The organism is Acinetobacter sp. 479375 (assembly GCF_000581715.1).
Lineage (GTDB): Bacteria > Pseudomonadota > Gammaproteobacteria > Pseudomonadales > Moraxellaceae > Acinetobacter > Acinetobacter ursingii.
The window spans coordinates 1-24,133 of record NZ_JEZN01000017.1 but is presented as its reverse complement, the minus strand read 5'-3'; the positions used below and the strand labels follow the sequence as shown (position 1 = coordinate 24,133).

Here is a 24,133-nt window from a genome sequence, read left to right as displayed (position 1 = left end):
TTTAGCTCCTCTTTATTTTTCTCCTGAAGTGAGAAGTAAAAAAATTATAAAAGAAATCTGCATCTATTCAGCTTATTCACTCATTTCTAAAATCAATTGATTGATTAAATCTCGTGCTTCCATTTCACGAATTTGTGCGACATTACTGCCTGCCCAAAACGCACCATAGCCAGAATCACCTGCCTGAGTTGCGATAGCATGTAGTTGTTTAGCCAGATCATAAGCATAAGGGTAAGCCGCTACAGTTGGGCGTTGTGGATGGTCAACCTGAGTATGCCAGTGATTAATAATGCCGCGCGCAGGTCGACCAGAAATACTGGATGTGATTTGGGTAAGGGGCTGATTTAAAAGTGCCTGACGATAAGCTGCATTGGCATTTGAAGTTTTACATTGCACAAAAGCGGTGCCGAGTTGAACGGCTTGTGCACCTAAGCTGATGATTTTTTTGGCTTGACGACCATTCATAATCCCGCCTGCCGCAATCACAGGTGTATCACAATGCTGAGTCATCAGTTGTACCAGATCCGCTGTTTTTACAGCACCATCTAGATCGGCATTGAATATTCCACGATGCCCACCCGCTTCGATACCTTGTGCAATAATGATATCAATTCCAGCTGCCTCAATCGCTTTAGCTTCAGCCAGATTAGTTGCAGAAACCAATGTGATGATTCCTGCTTGTTTTAAAGCCTGTATTTGATGAGGATGTGGAATTCCAAAATGAAAACTGACCGCTTTGGGTTGTGTTTCCAATATCAAATTTAAAAAGTCATCATGGTCCAAAAAGCTTGGGTAAATACATTGCAAGGTTCGCGGCGGTTGTACATGAAAACGTTCAAATTCTGGGGTTAAATACTCGATCCAACGTTGAGCTTCCTGCTCATTTAAAATTTGAGGTTGATGGCAAAAGAAATTCACTTGAAATGGCGCATCTGTAAGGGCTTGGGTTTTAAGTATTTGTTCTCTAGCCGAACTGACATTATTTGCTCCAAGACCCAAAGAACCTAAGCCACCACTGTTGGAGACTTCGGCTGCTAGTTCAGGTGTTGATACACCTGCCATCGGAGCTAACAGAATCGGGTGTTTAATTCCAAGCTGCTGTAATATTGACATATTCTTATGATCCAGATGTTTTACTCACCATAGCCTGAATTGTTCAAAAGAAGCAAATCATGTTCAGTATTTTTTTATTAAATGATGAGCTTGATGAATTGCTTCTGATTTTTGTGGATCTAGCCCATATTTTAATGGTGAACTTTGTCACTTTACATGCCTTAGACGTTTAAATTCCAAATATCTGGTATGAATTATGCTTGTTTCTTCTCATAAAAATGAAAAATGAGAGAAAGCTCATGTCAGAAACCAAATCCATTGCAAGTGATATTGCTTCGTCTCAAGATGAACATAAAAGCCATCATGAATATTTTGCCCAAAGGCAGCTAAAACAAGGCGCAGTTGGCTGGATACTTCTGGTTGGACTCGGTGTGGCTTATGTCATTTCTGGGGATTTTGCGGGTTGGAATTTTGGTCTCGCGCAAGGTGGCTGGGGAGGTATGTTTATTGCCACTGTGGTCGTCGCCATCATGTATTTATGTATGTGTCTTGCCATGTCGGAAATGTCAACCATGCTACCTACGGCGGGAGGCGGTTATAGTTTTGCCCGCACAGCCTTTGGGCCATTGGGAGGTTATCTGACAGGGACGGCCATTTTGATTGAATATGCGATTGCACCCGCTGCGATTGCTGTATTTATCGGTGCATATTGCCAGTCCTTATTTGGTATTGGCGGATGGATCGTTTATTTAGTTTGTTATCTGATTTTTATGGGGATTCATTTAAAAGGTGCAGGTGAAGCCCTAAAAATCATGTTTGTCATTACCGCCGTTGCTTGTGTTGCATTGTTTGTCTTTATTATTGCGATGATTCCACATTTTAATAGCGCCAATTTATTTAATATTGCGGTCACAGATCATGCGGGAGCAAGTAATTTTTTACCCATGGGCTATATCGGGATCTGGGCGGCGGTGCCATATGCTATCTGGTTCTTTTTGGCCGTTGAAGGAGTGCCTTTAGCAGCAGAAGAGGCCAAAGATCCAGCGAAATCCTTACCACGCGGTTTGATTGGTTCCATGTTGATTTTAGCTGCTTTTGCCTTGCTTATTTTATTTTTAGGGGCGGGTGCAGCAGGTGCGGATCAATTAAAAGCCTCTGGTGCGCCATTGGTGGATGCGTTGGTAGCTGTTTATGGCAAAAATACATGGTTGGCCAGTTTTGTAAATTTTGTTGGTTTAGCTGGACTCATTGCAAGTTTCTTTTCAATTATTTATGCCTATTCACGACAAATCTTCGCATTGTCTCGTGCAGGTTATTTACCTAAAAAGTTATCGCTGACCAATAAAAATAAAACTCCACATTGGGCGATTATTATTCCTGGCATTATTGGCTTTTTATTATCGTTATCTGGGGAGGGGGATTTACTTATTTTAATGGCTGTTTTTGGTGCAACGCTCTCTTATGTGTTGATGATGTTGTCTTATATCAAACTCAAAATTTCACGTCCAAATTTGCCTCGTCCTTATAAAGCTCCGGGTGGCATTGTGACTGCTTCGATTGCACTAATTTTATCGGCGATTGCAGTCGTGGCAGGCTTTTTAGTGGATCCTAAAGTCTGGTTGATGGCAGCAGCGATTTATGTGGCGTTTATTTTATATTTTATGTTTTATAGTCGGCATCATTTAGTGACAGGTACGCCTGAAGAGGAATTTGCCAATATTAAATCGGCTGAAGAAGATTTGCGCTAGGGGAATTGTCATGTCATTTGAAATCATCGTTGCCCAACAGCGATATGTGTTTAAGGACTTAAAAACATTATTGGCAAAAGCAACACCTGAACGCTCGGGAGATCAACTGGCTGGTGTGGCGGCAAAGGATGCAACGGAACGTGTCGCAGCACAAATGGCTTTAGCCGATTTACCGCTCAAACATTTTTTGAATGAAACGGTGACAGCCTATGAACAGGATGAAATCACGCGTTTAATTATTGATGAACATGATGCTTTGGCATTTTATCCAATTTCGCATTTTACCGTAGGTGATTTTCGAAATTGGTTACTTTCTGCGGATGCCACCACTGAAAAACTGACTGAATTGGCAACTGGACTCACGCCTGAAATGGTCGCTGCGGTGAGTAAGATCATGCGTAACCAAGATTTGATTTTGGTTGCGAAAAAATGTCAGGTCATTACCCAATTTCGAAATACCATCGGTCTGGAGGGACATTTATCCACTCGTTTACAACCGAATCATCCCACCGATGATCTGCTTGGAATCTCGGCCAGTATTCTGGATGGTTTAATGTATGGTAATGGCGATGCGGTGATTGGGATTAACCCTGCCACCGATAATTTACAGAATTTATCTGAGCTGTTGAAATTACTGGATCATGTGATTCAGCATTATGAAATTCCAACACAGTCTTGTGTTTTAACTCATGTCACTTCGGGGATTGAACTGGCAAATCGAGGTGTGCCGATTGATTTAATGTTTCAGTCCATTGCAGGAACGCAACAGGCCAATGATGCCTTTGGTATTTCTCTGTCTGTTTTACAGGAAGGTTATGAGGCGGCATTAAGTTTAAAACGTGGAACTTTGGGGCAAAATGTCATGTACTTTGAAACAGGTCAGGGCAGTGCTTTATCCAGTAATGCCCATTTTGGGGTCGATCAGCAGACCATTGAAGCCCGTGCTTATGCCGTTGCCCGAAAGTATAAGCCGCTACTGGTCAATACTGTAGTTGGCTTCATTGGGCCTGAATACCTTTACAATGGCAAGCAAATTATCCGAGCAGGTTTGGAAGATCATTTTTGTGGCAAATTATTGGGTGTGCCGATGGGCTGTGATATTTGCTATACCAATCATGCCGATGCTGATCAGGACGATATGGATATTTTACTGACCTTATTAGGTAATGCAGGAATTAATTTTATTATGGGAATTCCTGGTTCAGATGATGTGATGTTGAATTATCAGACCACGTCATTTCATGATGCGCTGTATGTACGTCAATTATTAGGGCTAGAGCCCGCACCTGAGTTTGCGGCATGGCTGGAGCAACAAGGCATTTTCAAACAATCGCAGCATCATATTCACTGGGCAGAACAAATGCCTGAAAAATTTTCACGTTTGCTGATGTCTTAAATGGAGGTTGTCGTGAACTTGATGAAAGATACTCAATACCCACAGTCATTACATGAAGATGTCTGGAGCAAGCTTAAAAATTTTACTGATGCACGAATAGCACTGGGACGTGTAGGTTGTAGTGTGCCAACCAAGCCATTACTTGAGTTCCAACTGGCACATGCGCAAGCCAAAGATGCTGTTTTACAGGCATTAGATATCGAATTATTTAAAAGAAAGTTATCACATTTAAATCATCAATTACTGCTGATTCAGAGTTGTGCTGTAGATAAAGAAACTTATCTTAAACGTCCAGATTTGGGGCGAAGTTTAAGTGAAAATTCACGTCAGGAATTACAACACTATCAAGCCCAAAATCCCAATAAATATGATGTTGTCATCGTCATTGGAGATGGTTTATCTGCAAGAGCCATCGATGAGAATGCGCCCATTTTGATTGAACATCTAATAGCTGAGTTTAAAGCACTGAAATGGTCAGTTGCGCCTTTGATCATCGCACAGGGCAGTCGCGTTGCATTAGGCGATGAAGTCGCCCAGATTTTGAATGCTAAAATGTTAGTGATGCTGATTGGAGAGCGTCCGGGTCTCAGTTCGCCCGATAGTCTAGGGATCTATTATACTTATAATGCCCATTTAGGTTGTCATGATGCAATGCGCAATTGCATTTCAAATGTACGTCCAGCGGGACTTCCCATATTGATTGCAACACAGCGCTTAATTGCTTTAATGAAAAAATCCCTACAACTGGATTTTTCGGGTGTCAATCTAAAAGATGAACACGAAATGACTGTTGAACATCAGCAGCATGAGACACATTTATTATTTTGATATTGAATGATTAAGACTTATCCGTTACATTTTAAGCGACATCTCATGTCGTTTAAAATGAATACAAATCCCCTGATCAGCGTTGATTTTTTATAATAAACGAATGTGAATTATAAGGTGGATGTTCATGTCTGATCGTATCCGCGAAAAACTACAGATTTTAGCCGATGCTGCCAAATATGATGTATCTTGCTCATCCAGTGGCAGCAATCGGAAAAATAAAGATAAGGGATTGGGCAATACCGGCTCAGGCATTTGTCACTCTTATACTGAAGATGGTCGCTGTGTGTCATTGCTTAAAATTTTATTTAGCAATGTCTGTATTTTTGACTGCGCTTATTGTGTTTCACGTCGTTCCAATGACATTCAACGTGCTGCATTTACCGTGCAGGAAGTGGTTGATCTGACCATTAATTTTTATCGCCGTAATTATATTGAGGGCTTATTTTTAAGTTCCGGTATTTTTAAATCCGCCGACCATACCATGGAGCGTATGTTACAGGTAGTGAAGAAGCTGCGTTTAGAAGAAAATTTTAATGGTTATATTCATCTCAAAACTATTCCAGGTGCTTCACCAGAACTGATCACTGAAGCTGGACTCTATGCTGACCGCATGAGTATTAATCTGGAAATGCCGACAGAAGCAGGATTAAAACGTTTTGCACCTGAAAAAACACATGCTGAAGTACAAAAGGATTTAGGCATTGTACGTGATCGCTTAATTCAGTTTAAGGATGAACGAAAACTGATTCGAACTGTCCCTAAATTTGTGCCAGCAGGGCAAACCACACAAATGGTGGTGGGAGCAGCCAGTGAAACTGATTATGATGTGATGATGATGGCGGATCAGCATTATAAGGAATTTAAACTGAAACGCGTTTATTATTCAGGTTACATTCCAATCAATGAACAAGAAAAAGCTTTGCCTGCAATTGGATCAGCACCACCATTGCTACGCGAAAATCGACTCTATCAGTCTGATTGGCTGATGCGTTTTTATGGCTTTGCTGCCGATGAAATTGTCAATCCGCAACATCCCAATCTAGATCTGGATATCGACCCAAAACTGAGTTGGGCGCTGCGTAATCCAGAACAATTTCCTGTTGATCTAAACCGAGCTGATTACAAAATGATTTTGCGCATTCCGGGAATTGGGGTGAAATCAGCCCAAAAAATTGTACAGGCACGTCGTTTTGGGGCTTTGCGAATTGATCAGTTGAAACGTATGGGGGTGGCGTATAGCCGTGCACAGCATTTTATTCGTTGCGTGGATACTCCACAGTTTCAACGTGATTTACAACCGCATCAAGTACGCCAGCAAATTTTACAATCAGGGCAGTCCAAATATACCAAACAGATTTCACCGCAACTCGGTTTTGGTTTTTAATACGATGGTAAATACGATAATTCTAAAATGATCATTTATCAGTTCGATGGCAGTCTGACTGGACTATTAAGCTGTATTTTCAGAGCATTTCAATTTAAGCAATTTGAAGTGCAATTGGCATTAGAGCATCAGGTGCAGGATTCACTGTTTGCTGAAAGTGTTGTAGTTGCAAGTCATGAGCAGCAAGCACAGCGTGTTTGGAAGGGTTTGACTCAGAAACTTTCTTCAGAAGGGATAAAGCGTTTTCATTATACGTTTTTATCTGAACAATTAATTGCCTTTCAGCATTTGTTTAATTTCGCCATTTATGTATTTCAAAATCCATTTTCAATTGAAAAAAATTATGGTCATGCCGATGTGCTTGGCGTATCACAATGGACCAAACAAGTGGGTCGTGAAAAGCACCGTATGGAAGCTTTTGTAAGATTTAAGAAAACACAAGAAGGCTTATTTATCAGTCTGGTACGTCCAGATTTTAATGTGCTGCCGCTGATTGAAAAACATTTTAAAGCACGTTATCAGGATCAAAAATGGCTGATTTATGATGAAAAACGCCATTTCGGTATTTATTATGATTTAGATCAGATTCATCAGGTCGAACTGGATGCCTCGACACTGGATAAAAATATTGAAAATGGCTTTAGTCAGGATTTTAGTTTAGAACTAGATGAAAACGAAGCCTTATACGACCAGCTTTGGAAAGATTATTTTAAAAGCGTCAATATTGAGGCACGCAACAATATCAAATTGCATATTCAATATGTGCCGAGACGTTATTGGCGCTATATGAATGAAAAAATCCTGTAATCTATACGATACGTTTCGACCAGTCTAAAGCATCCTGTAAACGATCATTTCCCCAAAACAGCTCACCATTCACAATAAATGACGGCGCACCAAAAATACGTAATTGTTCTGCGTGTAATCCATTGTACTTTAAAGCTTGTTTTGCAGGCTCTGTTGTAGACATTTCGATAATACTTTGACTGTCCAACTGTAATTTTTTTAAAATACTTTCAATTGTTTCAGTTTGGCTAATATTTTGTCCATATACAAAATTAGCTTGATAAACTTCGCAAATAAAGTCAAAAATCCAGTCAGCCTGCGCATATTGACAGACAATTCGAGCGGCCAATAAACCATTTTGTGGGAAAATCTCAGGGCGATTGAATCCAATTTCAAGCTTTTCACAAATACGTTGCATATCACGCCACATGTATTCGCCCTTCAATGGATAAATATTGAATGGAGAATCATTGAGTCCTTGTTTGTGAAAAATACCACCTAACAAAAATGGGTGAAGGCTAAATGGATATTGATCTTTTAACTGTCGAATTTGCATAGCCGAAAGATAGGAATATGTACTTGCAAAATCAAACCAGAATTGAATGTTCGCCATGAATGTTAGGTCTCAAAAATTTATCTTTAACATACTGGTTACATTGGATTTACATGAAATAAAGAACCAATCCAGCTTGAAAATGCCATCGCCAGAATGCCCCAAACTGTAATGCGTAAACTACCTTTCCAAAGTGAAGTCCCTGCAAAATAACTGGAAAGCGCACCTAAAATCATCAAGGAAATAATACCTGTAACCAAAACGACCTGAGCCGTATAAGCGCTGGGGCTAAATAAAATAGCCAGCATCGGACATAATGCGCCAAGTGAAAAAGAAAGGGCAGAAGACAAGGCCGCTTGCACTGGACGAGCTGCTGTTTGTTCGATGATGCCAATTTCATCACGCGCATGTGCTTCTAAGGCATCTTTTTGTGTAAGTTGAATCGCCACTTCTTTTGCGAGCTCCGGTGTTAAACCACGATGAATATAAATGGTCGTCAACTCTTCTAATTCTAAATGTGGATGTTGTTCGAGTAAAGTTGCTTCAAATTTAAGGTCGGCGTGTTCAATATCTTTTTGTGACTGCACAGAAACATATTCACCCGCAGCCATTGAAGTAGCGCCTGAAATTAAGCCAGCCAGACAAGCAATCAATAAAGTATGGGTATTTGCACCACTGGCTGCCATTCCCATCACTAAACTTGTGACGGAAATAATGCCATCATTGGCACCCAACACTGAGGCACGCAGCCAACCTGTCCGTTGGATAAAATGAGGTTGATCATGATGGGAATGAGACATAAACCGCCTGAATAAATGCTTTTATATTTTAGTGACAAGAATGCTGAATTGGTAAAAAAAAAGCAAGAAAATCATAAGAGTTGATTTTCCTGCCGTCTAGTGAGATGAATTTTTTATTATAATGATAGGTTTATCAATTATTTTTTAAATTTGGCTTTAAAATCAGCCCATTTTTGTTGACGTTTTTGCTTGTTTTCTTCTTTTCTTTGTTCCTTTAAGACTTTATTGGCTTCTTTATTGGCGTGTTCCCAAGCTTCGATTGAAGCTTCTACTTCAGCTTCTACAACTTCATAATTCCAGCGATAAACCGTCGCTCCAAGATTACGAAGCAGCGTATCAGTTGCATTTTCATCTTGTTCCTCGATATCAATAATTAATCCAGTTGAACCAATAGGAAGATATTTAGAAATTTCAGCTAAAACAGCTTCATCAGTATCAGCATCATCCAGATCTGCCAGAGAACCAATCAATGCACCCGTAGAAAACCCAAGGAGCATCCCTAAAGGACCACCTAAAATACCAATGAGAGTCCCAATAAGACTGCCGCCGACTGTATTGTCGCCAGCGGTGTAGCTATAACCGTCATTAATTGATATTTTACCGTCATCTTGCCGTTCGATGACGGCCAATTGATTAATATTGCCTGTGATTTGATTCTTAACCTGACTATAGGCTTCATAGGCTTTTGAAGATGTATCCCAAGTAACGAGTAGAATATTATGGCTCATGTTATGTTTCCTGTAGTAACGTTCGTTATTAGTAAAATAAATAATTATATTAGGGCTTGTTGTTCATCATAAAGACTTGTTGCTCTCTTAGAGTAAAGTTCTAGTATGAATAATTATGTATATAAATGATGGTGGATTGTATTTATATTTGTGGGGTGTTGTGGTTTTGTATCTTAATCGGTCTGCATTAATTTATAAATGATTAGTTTTACATTCTATTTCACATAGGAGTAAATCCAAAAACAATAAACATCTCTGAGTTGATTATGTGTGTATGTTCACATTTTAAAACTTAAAGTTTATGAAATAATGACTTAAAAAATAAAAAATATTTTAAGTATTCTTTTTTTTGTTTTGATGATGATTACGTATAATTACTTATATTTACATTAGGAATATCTTGATATAACACAAAGTAAAGAAAATAAAGTATTTTAGTTTTAGAGTAGTACTGTCTTTTATAAGTATATTTAGGAACAATTATGTCTCTTGAAAAAGTTGTTTATCGTGCACAAGCCAAAGCAACTGGCGGTCGAGATGGTCAAGTCGTTTCTTCAGACGGTGTTTTAAATGTGAAATTGGGTGTTCCCAAAGAAATGGGAGGCGCGGGCGGTGCCGTTACGAATCCTGAACAATTATTTGCTGGAGGATATTCAGCCTGTTTCTTGGGTGCAATGAAATTTGTTGCGCATAGAGATAAAATTAAGATACCAGCGGATGCTTATATCGAAGGCGAAGTGGGTATTGGGCCGATTCCAACAGGTTTTAGTATCGAAGCTAAGTTAAATATTCATTTAGAAGGTATGGATGAAGCAGAGGCGAAGAAATTGGTCGATGCTGCACATATCGTCTGCCCATATTCGAATGCGACACGCGGTAATATTGATGTAGATCTTAATATTATTGTTTAAACCTTTTGATCTAAAATAATTAATTAAGAAGCATAATTAAAAAAATATATTATTTAGTTGTTCTGATTAATACATAATGATTGATAAGTTGGACTTCTTTCATAATTGTTTAGATCCTCTTTATTTTCTGCTATTTTGGAAGAAATAAAAGAAGCTTATGAAAGAAGTCTATTATTATATAGTAATTTTAATGTTATAAATGAATACAAATTATAGAAATTGAGGCTCTCCTAACCTAGGTCGGGAGTTTCCTAAAATAAAATTAAATAACTCTTGAACTTAATAATAAAGAAAGTGAGAGGTCTAAAGAATGGAATGGCTACAAAGTATATTAAAACATAGCCCTGAAATATTACTGTTTCTATCAATTTCAATTGGTTTCTGGATTGGAAAATTTCAGGTTGGAAAATTTCAATTAGGTGGTGTCGCAGGCTCATTACTTGTAGCGGTGGTGCTGAGTCTAATCGGTGTTTCAGTTGATAATGGTGTCAAATCCATTTTATTTGCATTATTCATTTATGCAGTTGGTTTTGAAAGTGGTCCACAGTTTTTTAAATCTTTAGGGCCAAGTTCAATCAAGGAAATTCTCCTTGCTGCATTTATGGCGATTTGTGGTCTGATCACTGTCTTGGTCATGGCAAAAATCTTCCATCTGGATAAAGGTTTGGCAGCAGGTTTGGCGGCAGGTGGAATGACGCAATCTGCGATTATTGGTACGGCAGGGGACGCATTGTCACGTCTGGATTTACCATTGGAAGAAATTCAGAGATTACAAAGTAATGTCGCGATTGGGTATGCCGTAACCTACGTTTTTGGCTCACTGGGCGCGATTATTGTCTGTGTGAATCTACTACCCAAGTTTATGGGGCGTGAGATTCGTGATGATGCCATCAAAGCGCAATCAGAATTGCTTAAAGGTGCTGTTGAACTTGTACCAGGGCAAGAAATGGCGATGCCTGAGATTGTCAGTCGTATTTATCAGGTTGATCAAGCAAATGGTAAAACGGTTGAAGAAATTGAATCTAAGACTAACAGCGTGACCATTGAAAAATTAAAACGCAATGACCGCTTGGTCGATATTACACCTGAGACGATTTTACAAAAAGATGATGTTGTCTTGGTGGTGGGTCGTCGTAATGGTGTGGTTGAGATTGCAAATAGTATCGGGCATGAGTTGCAATCGTCTGAAGGTATGGAATTAATCATGGAGACTACCGATGTCATCCTGAAGAATTCAAAATATATCAACCGAACACTAGGCGATTTAAAATCAAATACTCCACCGTATTTAAAGCACGGTATTTATATCTTAGGTATTAAACGTAATGGAGAGCCTGTTGAACTTACCGATGATTTTATTTTTCATCGTGGTGATGTAGTCACTGTCTATGGTACTCAAAGTGACCTAGCTCGAGTCGTGAAAGAGGGCGGTCAGGCGATTCCAGAAAGCATTAAAACTGACTGGATTTTCCATGGTGCGGGTTTAGCCATTGGTTTAGCGATCGGTCTTATTGTTGTTCATCTTGGAGATATTCCTTTAACTTTAGGTGCAGGCGGTGGTGCACTGCTTTCAGGTTTAGTCTTCGGCTGGATACGGAGTCGTGATCAAATCCACGGCAATATGCCTTTAGCTGCTTCTCAGCTGTTAAAAGATCTAGGCTTGGCAGGCTTTGTGGCAGCAGTGGGCTTGCAGTCTGGTTTACAGGCAATTCAAACGGTGAAAGAAAGTGGATTTTCTCTATTCCTTATTGGAGTGGTGGTGACACTAGTTCCTCTTATTCTGAGTATGCTATTTGGACGTTATGTCCTTCGGTACGATAACGTTGCCGTCTTTGCAGGTGCGCTCTCAGGTGCGCGTAGCGCAAATCCAGCCTTTGGTGCGGTATTAGATAAAGCTGGAAACTCTATTCCTACGGTTCCGTTTGCAATCACTTATGCGCTTGCAAATGTATTCTTAACTTTACTCGGTCCTTTAATTGTGGGTCTGGTCTAATGACCAACCCACATCATAATTACACGATTTACTATAATTAATAATGGAGACACTTCTCATGGCCAAAGTAGATTATTCCAAGTATTCAAAACTTAGCCCATTTGAATTAAAAGACGAACTCATTGCTCTGGCGCAGAGTAAAACAGATCGCATCATGCTGAATGCAGGTCGCGGGAATCCCAATTTTTTAGCGACAATTCCACGCCGTGCTTTTTTCCAGTTAGGTCTATTTTCTGCGACAGAATCTGAGTTTTCTTTTTCTTATATGCCAGAAGGCCTAGGTGGATTTCCACGTCCTGTCGGTCTACAACAACGATTTGATCATTTTGTTCTGGAAAATCGTGATAAACCTGGTGTCGTATTTTTAGGAAAAGCAATTTCTTATGTACGTGACCAATTAGGTTTGGATGCAGATGCTTTTCTACTTGAAATGGTAGAAGGTATTTTAGGTTGTAACTATCCTGTTCCTGACCGCATGTTAAGAGTAAGTGAATCTATCGTTAAAGAGTATATCTTGCGGGAAATGGGTGTGCAGGGCATGCCGAAAGAGTCTCTGGACTTGTTCGCTGTTGAAGGTGGTACGGCTGCAATGGCGTATATTTTCAACTCTTTAAAAGAAAATAAGCTCATTGACTATGGTGATAAAATTGCAATTGGTGTTCCTGTTTTTACGCCATATCTTGAAATCCCAGAGTTAAATGATTATCAGCTTGAAGAAGTGTTGATTCATGCAGATCCAAATATGGGATGGCAATATCCAGAATCTGAATTACGCAAACTCGAAGATCCTTCGATTAAAGCCTTTTTTCTCGTTAATCCAAGTAATCCACCTTCTGTAAAAATGAGCGATGAAGGTCTGGAAATTTTGGCGGATATTGTCAAAAAACGTCCTGACTTAATGATCTTAACTGATGATGTGTACGGAACGTTTGCAGATAACTTTAAATCTTTATTTGCGATTTGCCCCGAAAATACCATTTTAGTGTATTCATTCTCCAAATATTTTGGCGCTACTGGCTGGCGTTTGGGAATTATCGCGACTGCGAAAGAAAACATTCTGGATAAAAAAATCGCAGCTTTATCGAAAAAGGACAAAGCTGAACTTGAGAAACGTTATGGTTCATTGACGACTGACCCTGCTAGCATCAAGTTTATTGATCGATTAGTCGCAGACAGTCGTAATGTCGCCCTGAATCATACTGCGGGTCTTTCGACACCTCAGCAAGTTCAAATGGTTCTGTTTTCATTGTTTAATATGATGGATTCACGTCAGGATTATAAAAAAGCGGTTAAATCTGTAGTGCGTGAACGTGATGCAACCTTGTATCGTCAATTGGGTGTTGAAGTGCCACAAGATCCAAATTCGGTTGATTACTATACTTTAATTAACCTTGAAGATACTTCACGACAACTTTATGGAGATGATTTTGCGAATTGGATCATGAAAACCATGAATCCAACAGAATTATTATTCCGTGTTGCCGATGAAACTGGTGTCGTCCTATTACCAGGTTCAGGTTTTGGCGTACAGCATCCATCAGGTCGAGCATCTTTGGCGAATTTGAATGAATATCAATATGCTGCGATTGGTAATTCTTTGCGAAGTTTTGCAGAAGAGTACTACCAAGAGTATCAAAAAACGCTGAAGAAGAAATAACTTCAGAACCCTAAATATGATCCTCGATGCAAGCTAGTGTATCGGGGATTTTTTATGGGAGGATAATAAGCATTATGATTTATTTAATATTTCACAAATCAAGCGTATTTTTAATCAACATCTGACTGTAAAGTTTTCATCTGTAGCGCAATATAGGATGATTTTTTATGTAAAAATCATGAGAATCTTTAAGTCTCAAGATAGAACAACAATATTGAAAAGGAAGTACACATGCTAGCTTATGATGCTGATCTGGAATTATTTCGCGATAATTTTAAACGTTATATGAATGAGCATATTGCCCCACATTATGAACAATGGGAACGTGAAGGGATTATGCCACGTTCAGTCTGGTCATCACTGGGTGAAAATGGTTTTTTATGTGTCGATGTACCTGAACAATATGGCGGTTATGGCGTACCTACCCATTATTCTTTAATGTTAGTTGAAGAATCTGCCCGTGCTGGCTATGGGGCGTTATCCACTGCAATTTCATGTCATTCCGAGATTGCTGCACCTTATATTTTGCATATTGCAACAGAAGAACAAAAACTACATTGGCTTCCGAAAATGGTCAGTGGTGAAGTGGTCGGCGCAATTGGTATGACAGAACCAGGTGCGGGATCAGACTTACAGGCAATGCGAACCAGTGCCATTTTGCAAGATGATCATTATGTCTTAAATGGTTCTAAAACCTTTATTTCCAATGGTCAACATGCAGACTTGGTAGTACTTGCCGTCAAGACAGATCCACAAGCCCGAGCCAAAGGCGTATCGCTTTTACTGGTAGATACACATCTGGATGGTTTTAAGAAAGGAACCAATCTCGATAAAATTGGGCTACATTCTCAGGATACCTCCGAGCTGTTCTTTGATAATGTGCAAGTGCCTAAAGATCAGCTTTTAGGACAGCCAGGTCAGGGCTTTGCCTACTTAATGCAAGAATTACCACGTGAGCGTACTGCGATTGCAGCCACAGCTTTAGGTGCGATTCGTGGTGCAATTGATGTCACTACAAAATATGTCAAAGAGCGTCAGGCTTTTGGTCAACCAATTGCAAACTTTCAAAATACGCGCTTTGTTTTAGCTCAGGCGAAAATTGATGAGTTAGCCACGGCTGCTTTTTATAATCAGAACCTTGCCTTATATCAAGAGGCAAAATTAGATGTCGAAACAGCGGCAGCACTTAAAAGTTTTAGCACAGATATGCAGATGAAAGTTGCCGATAATTTGCTTCAATTATTCGGCGGTTATGGATATATGACCGAGTATCCAATTTCACGTTTCTTTGTGGATGCGCGTATTCAGCGTATTTATGGTGGAACTAATGAAATCATGAAAGAAATTGTAGCGCGCGGCATCATTGGAAAATCATGAAGGCCATGTAAAAAGATAAAAAAACGGTAGATTATCTACCGTTTTTTATTTGTAAGACGCTTTATAAACGTAGTACTTTTAATGTTTCATCAACAAATTTTGGAAATAAATCAGGACTGCGAGAGGAGATGTATAAATTATTATCATTCACTACGTCTTGATTAAGACACACCGCGCCTGCATCCTCCAGATCATTCAAAATGGTTTGCATCGCGCAAATTCTCCGACCTTTCACTACACCTGCATGCATTAAAAGTTGTGGTGCATAACAGCAAATAAAAATCGGTTTTTGTAGATTGGCAAAACGTCTGACGAAGAATACAAATCGTTCGTCGTTTCTCAGCGCTTCGGGGGATTCCCCGCCTGGAATAAACAACGCATCAAAATGATGAACATCACTATCATCAATGCCTAAATCAATGGTCGTTGAGGTTTTGCGTTGAATGCCGTACACAATATTGCCTTCATGGTGTTCGATATTAATTACGCTATGACCCGCAGCACGATAGGCATGAACGGTTTCGCAATATTCAAGATCTTCGAAATCATGCGTCACTAAAGCTGCAATTGTTTTTGACATCTCTATACTCCCTTTTTCAGGAAGGTTTTTTATAGGAATTATTACAATACGACTTGATTAAAAAAACAACATTGACGCTTTGTAGTGAAAGCGTCATTAATTGTAATTTTGTGATCAAAGTGATTGATTTTAAAATATTTAATTTTCATCAAATAATTTTTCGCAATTCTCAGTACTGTTACATGCAGCAAATAAAATCGCTTTAGGAAGACTGGCATACATATTGGTAATGTGTTGTTCAGCAGGATGGTTAAAATGCCAATAATGAAGTCGATCTGATTTTAATGTTTTAAAATCTTCAAAGAAATTGAAACTGGACGGTTGAGCACCTCTAGGCGGACGTCCACGTCCTTCAGCAGTTCCCACCGTAGTCATCACTAAAATTGGCGTTTTAGGTTCAGTTTTTTTATCTTTGAATTGCTGTAACTCTTTGCCCAACACATTTTGATCGAACCACAAAGAGGGGCTAGCGGCAATATAACGATTAAAGCTTTGCGGGTATTCGAATAAAGTATTCAGCGTAAATAAACCACCAAATGAATGTCCAAATAAAGTTTGTTGTTGGGTATTTATCTGGATTCCTTGCTGAATTCGCGGTTTCAATTCATTTTGAATAAATTTCAGAAAATTATCTGCACCGCCATATTGGTATCGTTCATCTTTTTGCGGATCATTTTTAGGCAAGGGCGTATAGTCAAGCGCACGTTGCTGACCAGAAAACTGGGTTTCACTTGGATAGCCAATTGTTACGATGACAATGGGATCGAGTCCCATTTTATCCGAACCACCACCAAGCGACTGAGCAATGCTGCTGGCACTATTAAATACCGCGTTGCCATCTAGCATATACAAAACGGGATAGCCTGATTTCGGAGCTGGTGTATAGGGAATATACACCTGAATAAAATATTCATTAGGGGTATATTTTGATTGCATGCTGAATTGTTGAGTGGTGCCTTTGCGTTGTAAATCCAGTCGAGGTCCTTCGCTCGATTTTGTTTGGAGAGGGGCATTATTACTGTTTTGCGCACAAGTCAATGAGCTTAGTCCACTCAGTGAAATTGCACAGATGCTGTAGAGGAAAGGTTTTAGCATAATAGGTGATTAAATGAGATTAATTCTTAATAAAATGTATTAAAACATAAATAACAAAGATGTGAAGTGAAAATCAGGATTTTATCCATTTGACTGATCTCGATTGCTATAGCAAACATGGCAAGTCTTGATATACTGTCGCAAACCATTTGCAGAGGCTGCATTACAATGATCCATGATGATCAGAACTCGTCAACTTCTCTCGATTTACAACAAATTCGCGATGATATCGATTCTGTCGACCAACAGATTCAGGAACTCATTAATCGTCGTGCAAGTCTGGCTGAAGCAGTAGCTAAAGCAAAATTTGCAGCCGAGGAAAATCCGTTGTTTTATCGACCAGAACGTGAGGCACAAGTTCTGCGCAGAGTCATGGAGCGTAATAAAGGCCCATTATCTGATACCACGATGGCACGTTTATTTCGTGAAATCATGTCGGCTTGTTTGGCACTTGAAGCACCGCAAAGCATTGCATTTTTAGGTCCAGAGGGAACTTTTACCCAGTCTGCGGTACTTAAGCATTTTGGTAAAGATGCGATCGTGCGCCCATTACCGACCATTGATGAAGTATTTCGTGAAGTTGAAGCTGGAAGTGCGCATTATGGTGTGGTTCCTGTTGAGAACTCCTCTGAAGGGATTGTGAATCACACACTGGACTGCTTCAAAACCTCGCAATTAAATGTGATTGGAGAAGTCGAACTGCGCATTCATCATCAGTTTTTAGTCTCTGAAAATACCCGCAAAGACAGTATTAAACAAATCTATGCGCATCAGCAAACATTGGCGCAGTGCCGTCAATGGCTAGATGCACACTATCCAGGTGTTGAGCGTGTGGCATTAAACTCAAATGCAGAAGCAGCACGTCGTATTCGCAACGAATGGCACTCAGCTGCGATTGCTTCTGACCTTGCCGCATCACTTTATAATCTTGAAATCTTACATAGCAATATCGAAGACAACCCAGAAAATACCACACGTTTCTTAGTCATTGGTCGTGAAAAAATTCCACAAAGTGGCAATGATAAAACCTCGCTTTTGATTTCTGCGCATGATCGTGCAGGTGCTTTACTGGATATTTTAGCGCCGTTTGCAAAACATGGCATCAGTTTGACCAGTATTGAAACACGTCCAGCTTTGCCTGAAAAATGGGCTTATGTGTTCTTTATCGATTTAGAAGGGCATATTGATCAGGAAAATGTCACAGCAGCGTTGAATGATATCCGACCAACTGTTAAAGAGTTACGTGTACTTGGTTCTTATCCAGCAGCTGTATTGTAGTTCTGTCTTGATTTTTTCATGATAGAGAGATGACATTGTCCTTTTAAATATTGCTTACGGATTTAGATATACACATGACACCAGAACCTTTGTTTCATAAAGTCGCATTTATTGGACTCGGCCTGATTGGTTCGAGTCTGGCACGAGTGATACAGGCTGAACATTTAGCAAAAACAGTGGTTGCTTCGACCCGTTCGCAAAAAACACTGGATGATGCCAAAGCCTTAGGTTTAATTGATGTCGGTTATCAAAATCCGATTGATGCTGTGCAAGATGCAGACTTGGTTATATTGGCTTTACCTGTTCGCGCAACACAAAAGATTTTGCAACAAATTAAACCCTATTTAAGTGAAAATGCGATTTTAACCGATGTAGGAAGCACCAAAGGCAATGTGGTCGCTGCTGCCCAAGCCGTGTATGGGCAAGATTTGCCCACAGGTTTTGTACCAGGCCATCCGATTGCAGGAAGCGAGCATACGGGTGTGCATGCGGGGAAAGTTGATTTATTTGCCAATCATAAAGTGATTTTAACACCACTTCCAAGTAGCGCAGATTGGGCGGTTGAAAAATTAATTGAATTATGGTCTGCGGCCAAAGCCGAAGTGATTTGCATGGATGTGGAAAAGCATGATGAAGTGCTGGCACATACCAGTCATTTACCACACTTAATGGCGTTTAATCTGGTTGAGCAACTGGCCAATCGTGAAGACAATCTGGACATTTTTCGTTATGCGGCGGGTGGTTTTCGGGATTTCTCACGGATTGCAGCCAGTGACCCTCAAATGTGGCATGACATCTTTTTTGCCAATAGAACTGCGATACTTAAGGCTGTTGATGGTTTTGAACAGCAACTTGCTCAATTACGACAACTGATTGAAAGTGAAGACTCACATGCACTGATGGGGCTGCTTGGGCATGCTCAGGCTGCGCGTCAACATTTTAATCATATGTTAGCTCAGAAACCCTTCATGGAGAAAAATAAGGTGACACAGCAATTTAGTATTCTACCGGGAAAAAAATCATTTCAAGGTAAATTTACCGTTCCGGGTGACAAATCTGTGTCACATCGCTCCATCATGTTTGGTGCGATTGCGGAAGGTACCACCCATGTTACAGGATTTCTGGAAGGCGAAGATGCATTAGCCACTTTGCAGGCTTTCCGAGATATGGGTGTCAGCATTGAAGGGCCTAAAAATGGTGAAGTGACCATTCATGGTGTAGGGATGCAGGGTCTGAAAGCTCCTGCGGGCGCGTTATATATGGGTAACTCGGGCACCAGTATGCGGTTACTTTCGGGCATGCTTTCTGCACAAAAGTTTGATTCGGTGATGACAGGGGATGCATCACTCTCTAAACGTCCAATGGAACGTATTGCCAAACCGCTTCGTGAAATGGGTGCTCAAATCCAGACGACGGGCGAAAAAGGAACACCACCTGTCAGCATTACGGGCAACCAGACATTAAAAGGCATTCACTACGATTTGCCGATGGCATCTGCACAAGTCAAATCAGGTATTTTATTGGCAGGTCTATGGGCTGAGGGAAAAACTTCAGTGACTGAACCTGAACCTACCCGTGACCATACCGAGCGTATGCTTCGTGCTTTTGGCTATGAAGTGAAAACTGAAGGAAATAAAATTTCACTCATTGGCGGTGGTAAATTGACGGGGACGGATATCCAAATTCCTTCTGATATTTCCTCTGCGGCATTCTTTATGGTGGGTGCTGCGATTACGGAAGGTTCAGATGTTATCCTTGAAGCAGTTGGGATTAATCCTACCCGTACCGGTGTGATTGAGATTTTAAAACAGATGGGTGCTGACCTGACTGTGGAAAATGAACGTATCGCAGGCGGTGAACCCATTGCAGACATTTATATTAAGGGTACACGTACACTAAAAGGTATTCATATGCCTGAAGACCAAGTGCCACTTGCGATTGATGAGTTTCCAGCCTTATTCATTGCGGCAGCTTGTGCAGAAGGTCAAACGATTTTAACAGGTGCGGCTGAGCTTCGCGTTAAAGAATCTGATCGTATCCAAGTGATGGCAGACGGTTTAAAAATCATGGGCATCGATTGTACTCCTACGGATGACGGCATCATCATTCAAGGCAAAGGAAAATCAGGTGATTGGTCTGCAATTTTCACAGGTGGTGAAATTGAGTCGCATCATGATCATCGTATTGCCATGAGTTTTAGTATGGCAGGTTTACGCACTTCTGAAGAAATTAAAATTGTGGGTACTGAAACGGTCGCGACAAGTTTTCCTACTTTTACCGAGTTGGCAAATCGTGCGGGCTTAACCATTCAGGTCAGCCAATAATTTAGCAGCTAGATTGCGCTATACTGGTTAACATAATAGTGACACAGCGGTCGAGTTTCGGCTTGGCTGCTGTTTGTTTATTGCTTTATGCTAAATGACAGTGATAACTATAAATGCAGGGTGCGCAACATGAGAAAACTACAGTTTATTGCGAATTGTCCTCATCACTATGAAGGTCATGAGCTGAATGAATGCCGTATTACGCAGGAATATGTGGCTGCACTTTTATTTAAACAACTAGGTGAGTATGGCTTTGATGCCCAGCATATTGCCCATGAGCATCAAAAAGTTGAAGTGAATATTGAAAATCATCAGCTTCCTTTATCTGTAACCTGTACTCAAAAAAATGATGATGGGCAATTGATGTGTGAAATCACGGCCTATCCCAAAGAAGAACAAGACTGGTTTGAAAAAATAGAAACTCAGAGTGTGATCCGCCAGTTGGCACAGGCTGTTGAAAATAGTTTGAAATCAGATCAGACCTTTACTGCATTTGAGTGGAAAAACTAACACAACAATTATCAGTATCTCTGGAAGTTGTTGCGGTGTATATTTTTAAATATCTAAAACCGTTGTCCAGAGTTCAATTTACATGTCACAAGTCGATTTTTCCCAACTTGCTCCAAATTTGGTCTGGAAACATTTTCAGACCTTATGCACAATTCCGCGTCCCTCAAAAAAAGAACAAAAACTACGTGATCATCTGCAAGCTTGGGCTGAACAATTAGGCTTGGAAACCTATGTGGATCAAGTCGGTAATCTGATGATTCGTAAAGCTGCGAGCCAAGGCAAGGAACACGTGACATGTGTGGTTTTACAGGGTCATCTGGATATGGTGACGCAGGTCAACTCGGGCACGATTCATAATTTTGAGCAAGACCCGATACGATCTATATTGGAAGATGGTTGGTTGATTGCCAAAGACACGACATTGGGGGCTGATAATGGCATTGGCGTAGCTCTGGCGCTAGCGGTACTGGAATCCGATAATATTTCTCATGGTCCAATTGAGGTTTTACTCACTGTAGATGAAGAAGCGGGCATGAGTGGCGCGAGATTACTTGAAAGTGGTGTTCTTAAAAGTAAGTGGCTATTTAATATCGATACCGAAGAGTGGGGCGAGCTTTACTTGGGTTGTGCGGGTAGTCAGGATGTTGAGGTCTATCAAAAGTTAAGCTATATCGCGGCGCCTCGATCGGGATTAAAAACGGTTGAAATCTCAGTTACTGGATTGAAAGGTGGACATTCTGGCGTAGATATTCATTTAGGGCGTGGTAATGCCAATGTCATCCTGTCAAAATTTTTGCATCAGTATTTATTTGAGTTGGAGGCTTATTTGGTTGAATTTAGCGGCGGTAGTGCGCGTAATGCAATTCCGCGTGAAGCCACAGCTTTGATTCTGATTGATGAAAGCCGAATAGAGACGCTACAAAAATATGTCAAAAACTATGAGAATCAATGTCTACAAAAATTAAGAGGGATTGATGATCGCTTAAAAATTAATGTTGAACTTAAAGAGCAAACAGTCACACAAGCGATTCATCCTCAACAACAAACCTCGTGGCTAAGTGCCTTGGCAACTTGTCCTTATGGGGTGGCAAAAATGAGTGATGTTTTAGACAATGTGGTTGAAACCTCGAACAATATTGGCGTGGTTCAACTCAATCAACAACAAGCCAAAGCTTTGATTATGGTTCGTTCAATGGTTAATCGTGAAGCTGAACGTTTTTCTCAGGAGATTGCAGCACATTTTAATAAAGCTGGTATTGCATCCGAGTTTACACCGCTGGTTTCAGGTTGGACACCTAACCCAGATTCTGCGGCATTAAAATGTCTACAACAGGCTTATCAGACGGCTTTTAACATTGAACCGCATTTAAAAGTGATACATGCAGGTTTGGAGTGCGGCATTATTGCTGAGCATTATCCTGATTTACAAATGGTCTCATTTGGGCCTGATATTCAAGGTGCGCATGCACCGGGAGAGCGGGTGAAAGTGGATACGGTCGAAAAATGCTGGAAGTTATTGGTAACCGCATTGGAAAGTGTGAAATAAAAAGAGTGAATACGGCTCAAAATCAAGGTCATTACTTTGATCCAGAGCCGATACTTTCATCAAGTGTTTTATTTCAATCGATATTTATATAAACGATGATTGTCAACAAAATCCTAAATTCGCTTTGAGACTGAAAGTGTTATAGTCTTACTTATTATTTATTTACAGGTTTATTGAGGTTTTTATGCTTTCAGTCATTTCTCCCGCCAAGACTTTAGACTACGAAACCACATTACCAACAGATAAACATACTTTACCAAGACTACTAAATCAGTCTGAGCAATTGATTGAAGTTTGCCGTGAGCTATCAGCCTCACAAATTGCCAGTCTAATGAGTGTCAGTGACAAGATAGCAACTCTAAATGCAGATCGTTTTCGTGATTGGACCGCTGATTTGTCGCTTGCCAATGCACGACAAGCCATTTATGCCTTTAAAGGTGATGTTTATACGGGCTTGGATGCATACAGTTTAAAACAGGCAGATATCGAATTTGCTCAGACCCATTTACGCATGTTATCGGGTTTGTATGGACTACTGCGTCCATTGGACTTGATGATGCCATATCGTCTGGAAATGGGAACCAAATTACACAATCCGCGCGGACATAATTTGTATGAGTTCTGGGATGATCAAATTACCCAGTTGATCATTAAAGATTTGGAACACACCAAAACTGATATCCTAGTGAATATTGCTTCAGATGAATACTATAAATCGGTCAATGAAAAACTGATTGATGCGCAGATTATCAAACCTGTATTTCTCGATCAGAAAAATGGTAAATACAAAGTGATTAGTTTTTATGCCAAAAAAGCCAGAGGTTTAATGGCACGGTTTATCATTGAAAATAAACTGGAAAAAGCACAAGACTTAAAGGCATTTAATAGCGATGGTTATTATTTTGATAAAGATAATTCTACAGAATCTGAGCTGGTATTTAAACGCGATGAACGCAAATAGTTCTATTTATATTAGGGTCTGTTGACATTTGATGTATAAAAAATAGCGAGTAAGTAAAATTCAATCGCCAAACCAAATTTACTACTCGCTATACCTCGTACAATGCTGAATGATCAACACTGGTCAAAGTTAGAAACTATTCTGCGTAATTTTGATATTTATCTCAAACGAAATCTTCGAAATTTTATTGAAGCTATTCTTTATCGAATTAGAACAGGTTGCCCATGGCGAGATTTACCACCGGATTTTGGTAATCCAAATTCAATATTTAAAAAATATAGTCGTTGGTCTAAACATAATAAGCTGCTGAAAATATTTAAATTAATCAGTAAACATACAGATAAAGAGTGGATTTTTATTGATGGTTCTCATATTAGGGCGCATCAACACTCTGCTGGGTTAAAAGATCAAGCTATATCAAAAAGCATTGGTGGGAATAGTTCAAAAATACACTTGGCCGTTGATTCTTATGGTAATCCAATTGAAATTATGATCACGAATGGAACAACACATGATGTTAAGGTTGCACCTGAGCTAGTTGAAAAATTAGATTTGGAAAAAACTGAGGTCTTATGTGCAGATAAGGGTTATGATTCTGAACCATTACGAGAGCAAATCAGAG

At 39.9% G+C, this 24,133-nt stretch carries 21 protein-coding genes; 15 read left to right on the top strand and 6 right to left on the bottom strand.

Translation table 11 applies throughout. From position 1 onward, the window contains the following. Positions 1–72: 72 nt before the first annotated feature. The gene (locus tag J500_RS12830; RefSeq protein ID WP_004986954.1) at positions 73–1,113 is read right to left on the bottom strand and encodes an NAD(P)H-dependent flavin oxidoreductase; all 1,041 of its coding nucleotides are present in this window, start codon (positions 1,111–1,113) and stop codon (positions 73–75) included. A 239-nt stretch (positions 1,114–1,352) separates the two neighbouring features. Between J500_RS12830 and eat the strand changes: the two genes are divergently transcribed. From eat to J500_RS12805, 5 genes are all read left to right on the top strand, one after another. Further along, positions 1,353–2,801 (top strand): ethanolamine permease, encoded by a 1,449-nt coding sequence (gene eat / locus J500_RS12825; RefSeq protein WP_004986951.1) that lies wholly within the window; start codon positions 1,353–1,355, stop codon positions 2,799–2,801. A gap of 10 nt (positions 2,802–2,811) precedes the next feature. Beyond that, on the top strand, positions 2,812–4,197 hold the full coding sequence (locus J500_RS12820) for an ethanolamine ammonia-lyase subunit EutB (protein WP_004986949.1): 1,386 nt from the start codon (positions 2,812–2,814) through the stop codon (positions 4,195–4,197). 12 nt (positions 4,198–4,209) lie between these two features. After that, on the top strand, positions 4,210–5,025 hold the full coding sequence (gene eutC, locus J500_RS12815) for an ethanolamine ammonia-lyase subunit EutC (RefSeq protein WP_004996749.1): 816 nt from the start codon (positions 4,210–4,212) through the stop codon (positions 5,023–5,025). Positions 5,026–5,152: 127 nt separating this feature from the next. Then, the gene (locus J500_RS12810) at positions 5,153–6,412 is read left to right on the top strand and encodes a putative DNA modification/repair radical SAM protein (RefSeq protein WP_004986945.1); all 1,260 of its coding nucleotides are present in this window, start codon (positions 5,153–5,155) and stop codon (positions 6,410–6,412) included. 27 nt (positions 6,413–6,439) lie between these two features. Next, positions 6,440–7,219 (top strand): TIGR03915 family putative DNA repair protein, encoded by a 780-nt coding sequence (locus J500_RS12805; RefSeq protein WP_004986942.1) that lies wholly within the window; start codon positions 6,440–6,442, stop codon positions 7,217–7,219. 1 nt (position 7,220) lies between these two features. On the opposite strand, the gene J500_RS12800 is transcribed toward J500_RS12805, so the two are convergent. The 3 genes from J500_RS12800 to J500_RS12790 form a co-directional block, all read right to left on the bottom strand. Next, positions 7,221–7,811: a 2-hydroxychromene-2-carboxylate isomerase gene (locus tag J500_RS12800; RefSeq protein ID WP_004986940.1), complete on the bottom strand. Its 591-nt coding sequence runs from the start codon at positions 7,809–7,811 to the stop codon at positions 7,221–7,223. 38 nt (positions 7,812–7,849) lie between these two features. After that, the gene (locus J500_RS12795; RefSeq protein ID WP_004986934.1) at positions 7,850–8,551 is read right to left on the bottom strand and encodes a VIT1/CCC1 transporter family protein; all 702 of its coding nucleotides are present in this window, start codon (positions 8,549–8,551) and stop codon (positions 7,850–7,852) included. A 137-nt stretch (positions 8,552–8,688) separates the two neighbouring features. Continuing rightward, on the bottom strand, positions 8,689–9,279 hold the full coding sequence (locus tag J500_RS12790; RefSeq protein ID WP_004986931.1) for a DUF1269 domain-containing protein: 591 nt from the start codon (positions 9,277–9,279) through the stop codon (positions 8,689–8,691). Positions 9,280–9,761: 482 nt separating this feature from the next. On the opposite strand from J500_RS12790, the gene J500_RS12785 reads away from it, so the two are divergent. The 4 genes from J500_RS12785 (at position 9,762) to J500_RS12770 (ending at position 15,217) form a co-directional block, all read left to right on the top strand. After that, positions 9,762–10,190, top strand: a complete 429-nt coding sequence (locus J500_RS12785) for an organic hydroperoxide resistance protein (RefSeq protein WP_004986929.1) — start codon at positions 9,762–9,764, stop codon at positions 10,188–10,190. A 310-nt stretch (positions 10,191–10,500) separates the two neighbouring features. After that, complete coding sequence (gene aspT / locus J500_RS12780) at positions 10,501–12,183, top strand: aspartate-alanine antiporter (protein WP_034699916.1); 1,683 nt, start codon at positions 10,501–10,503, stop codon at positions 12,181–12,183. 58 nt (positions 12,184–12,241) lie between these two features. Further along, positions 12,242–13,840 carry a bifunctional aspartate transaminase/aspartate 4-decarboxylase gene (locus J500_RS12775; protein ID WP_004986919.1) on the top strand — a complete coding sequence of 533 codons (1,599 nt, stop codon included), beginning with the start codon at positions 12,242–12,244 and terminating at the stop codon, positions 13,838–13,840. Positions 13,841–14,071: 231 nt separating this feature from the next. Next, positions 14,072–15,217, top strand: a complete 1,146-nt coding sequence (locus J500_RS12770; RefSeq protein ID WP_004986917.1) for an acyl-CoA dehydrogenase family protein — start codon at positions 14,072–14,074, stop codon at positions 15,215–15,217. Positions 15,218–15,278: 61 nt separating this feature from the next. Here the strand turns inward: J500_RS12770 and J500_RS12765 are convergent, their stop codons facing one another. Both J500_RS12765 and J500_RS12760 read right to left on the bottom strand, forming a co-directional pair. Further along, positions 15,279–15,797 (bottom strand): DJ-1/PfpI family protein, encoded by a 519-nt coding sequence (locus J500_RS12765; protein ID WP_004986911.1) that lies wholly within the window; start codon positions 15,795–15,797, stop codon positions 15,279–15,281. A 138-nt stretch (positions 15,798–15,935) separates the two neighbouring features. After that, complete coding sequence (locus tag J500_RS12760; protein ID WP_034699912.1) at positions 15,936–16,892, bottom strand: alpha/beta hydrolase; 957 nt, start codon at positions 16,890–16,892, stop codon at positions 15,936–15,938. 168 nt (positions 16,893–17,060) lie between these two features. On the opposite strand from J500_RS12760, the gene pheA reads away from it, so the two are divergent. The 6 genes from pheA to J500_RS12730 form a co-directional block, all read left to right on the top strand. Continuing rightward, complete coding sequence (pheA, locus tag J500_RS12755; RefSeq protein WP_004996757.1) at positions 17,061–18,170, top strand: prephenate dehydratase; 1,110 nt, start codon at positions 17,061–17,063, stop codon at positions 18,168–18,170. Between the two features lie 74 nt (positions 18,171–18,244). After that, a complete protein-coding gene (locus J500_RS12750) occupies positions 18,245–20,494 on the top strand; it encodes a bifunctional prephenate dehydrogenase/3-phosphoshikimate 1-carboxyvinyltransferase (protein ID WP_004996762.1) in 2,250 nt (749 codons plus the stop codon). 129 nt (positions 20,495–20,623) lie between these two features. Further along, positions 20,624–21,004: a hypothetical protein gene (locus tag J500_RS12745; RefSeq protein ID WP_004986901.1), complete on the top strand. Its 381-nt coding sequence runs from the start codon at positions 20,624–20,626 to the stop codon at positions 21,002–21,004. A gap of 82 nt (positions 21,005–21,086) precedes the next feature. After that, positions 21,087–22,550 carry an aminoacyl-histidine dipeptidase gene (locus J500_RS12740; protein ID WP_004996765.1) on the top strand — a complete coding sequence of 488 codons (1,464 nt, stop codon included), beginning with the start codon at positions 21,087–21,089 and terminating at the stop codon, positions 22,548–22,550. A gap of 184 nt (positions 22,551–22,734) precedes the next feature. Continuing rightward, positions 22,735–23,511, top strand: a complete 777-nt coding sequence (yaaA, locus tag J500_RS12735) for a peroxide stress protein YaaA (protein ID WP_004996767.1) — start codon at positions 22,735–22,737, stop codon at positions 23,509–23,511. Between the two features lie 90 nt (positions 23,512–23,601). Then, positions 23,602–24,133: IS5 family transposase (locus J500_RS12730; protein WP_034699940.1), on the top strand; the 532-nt coding region annotated here is incomplete at its 3' end.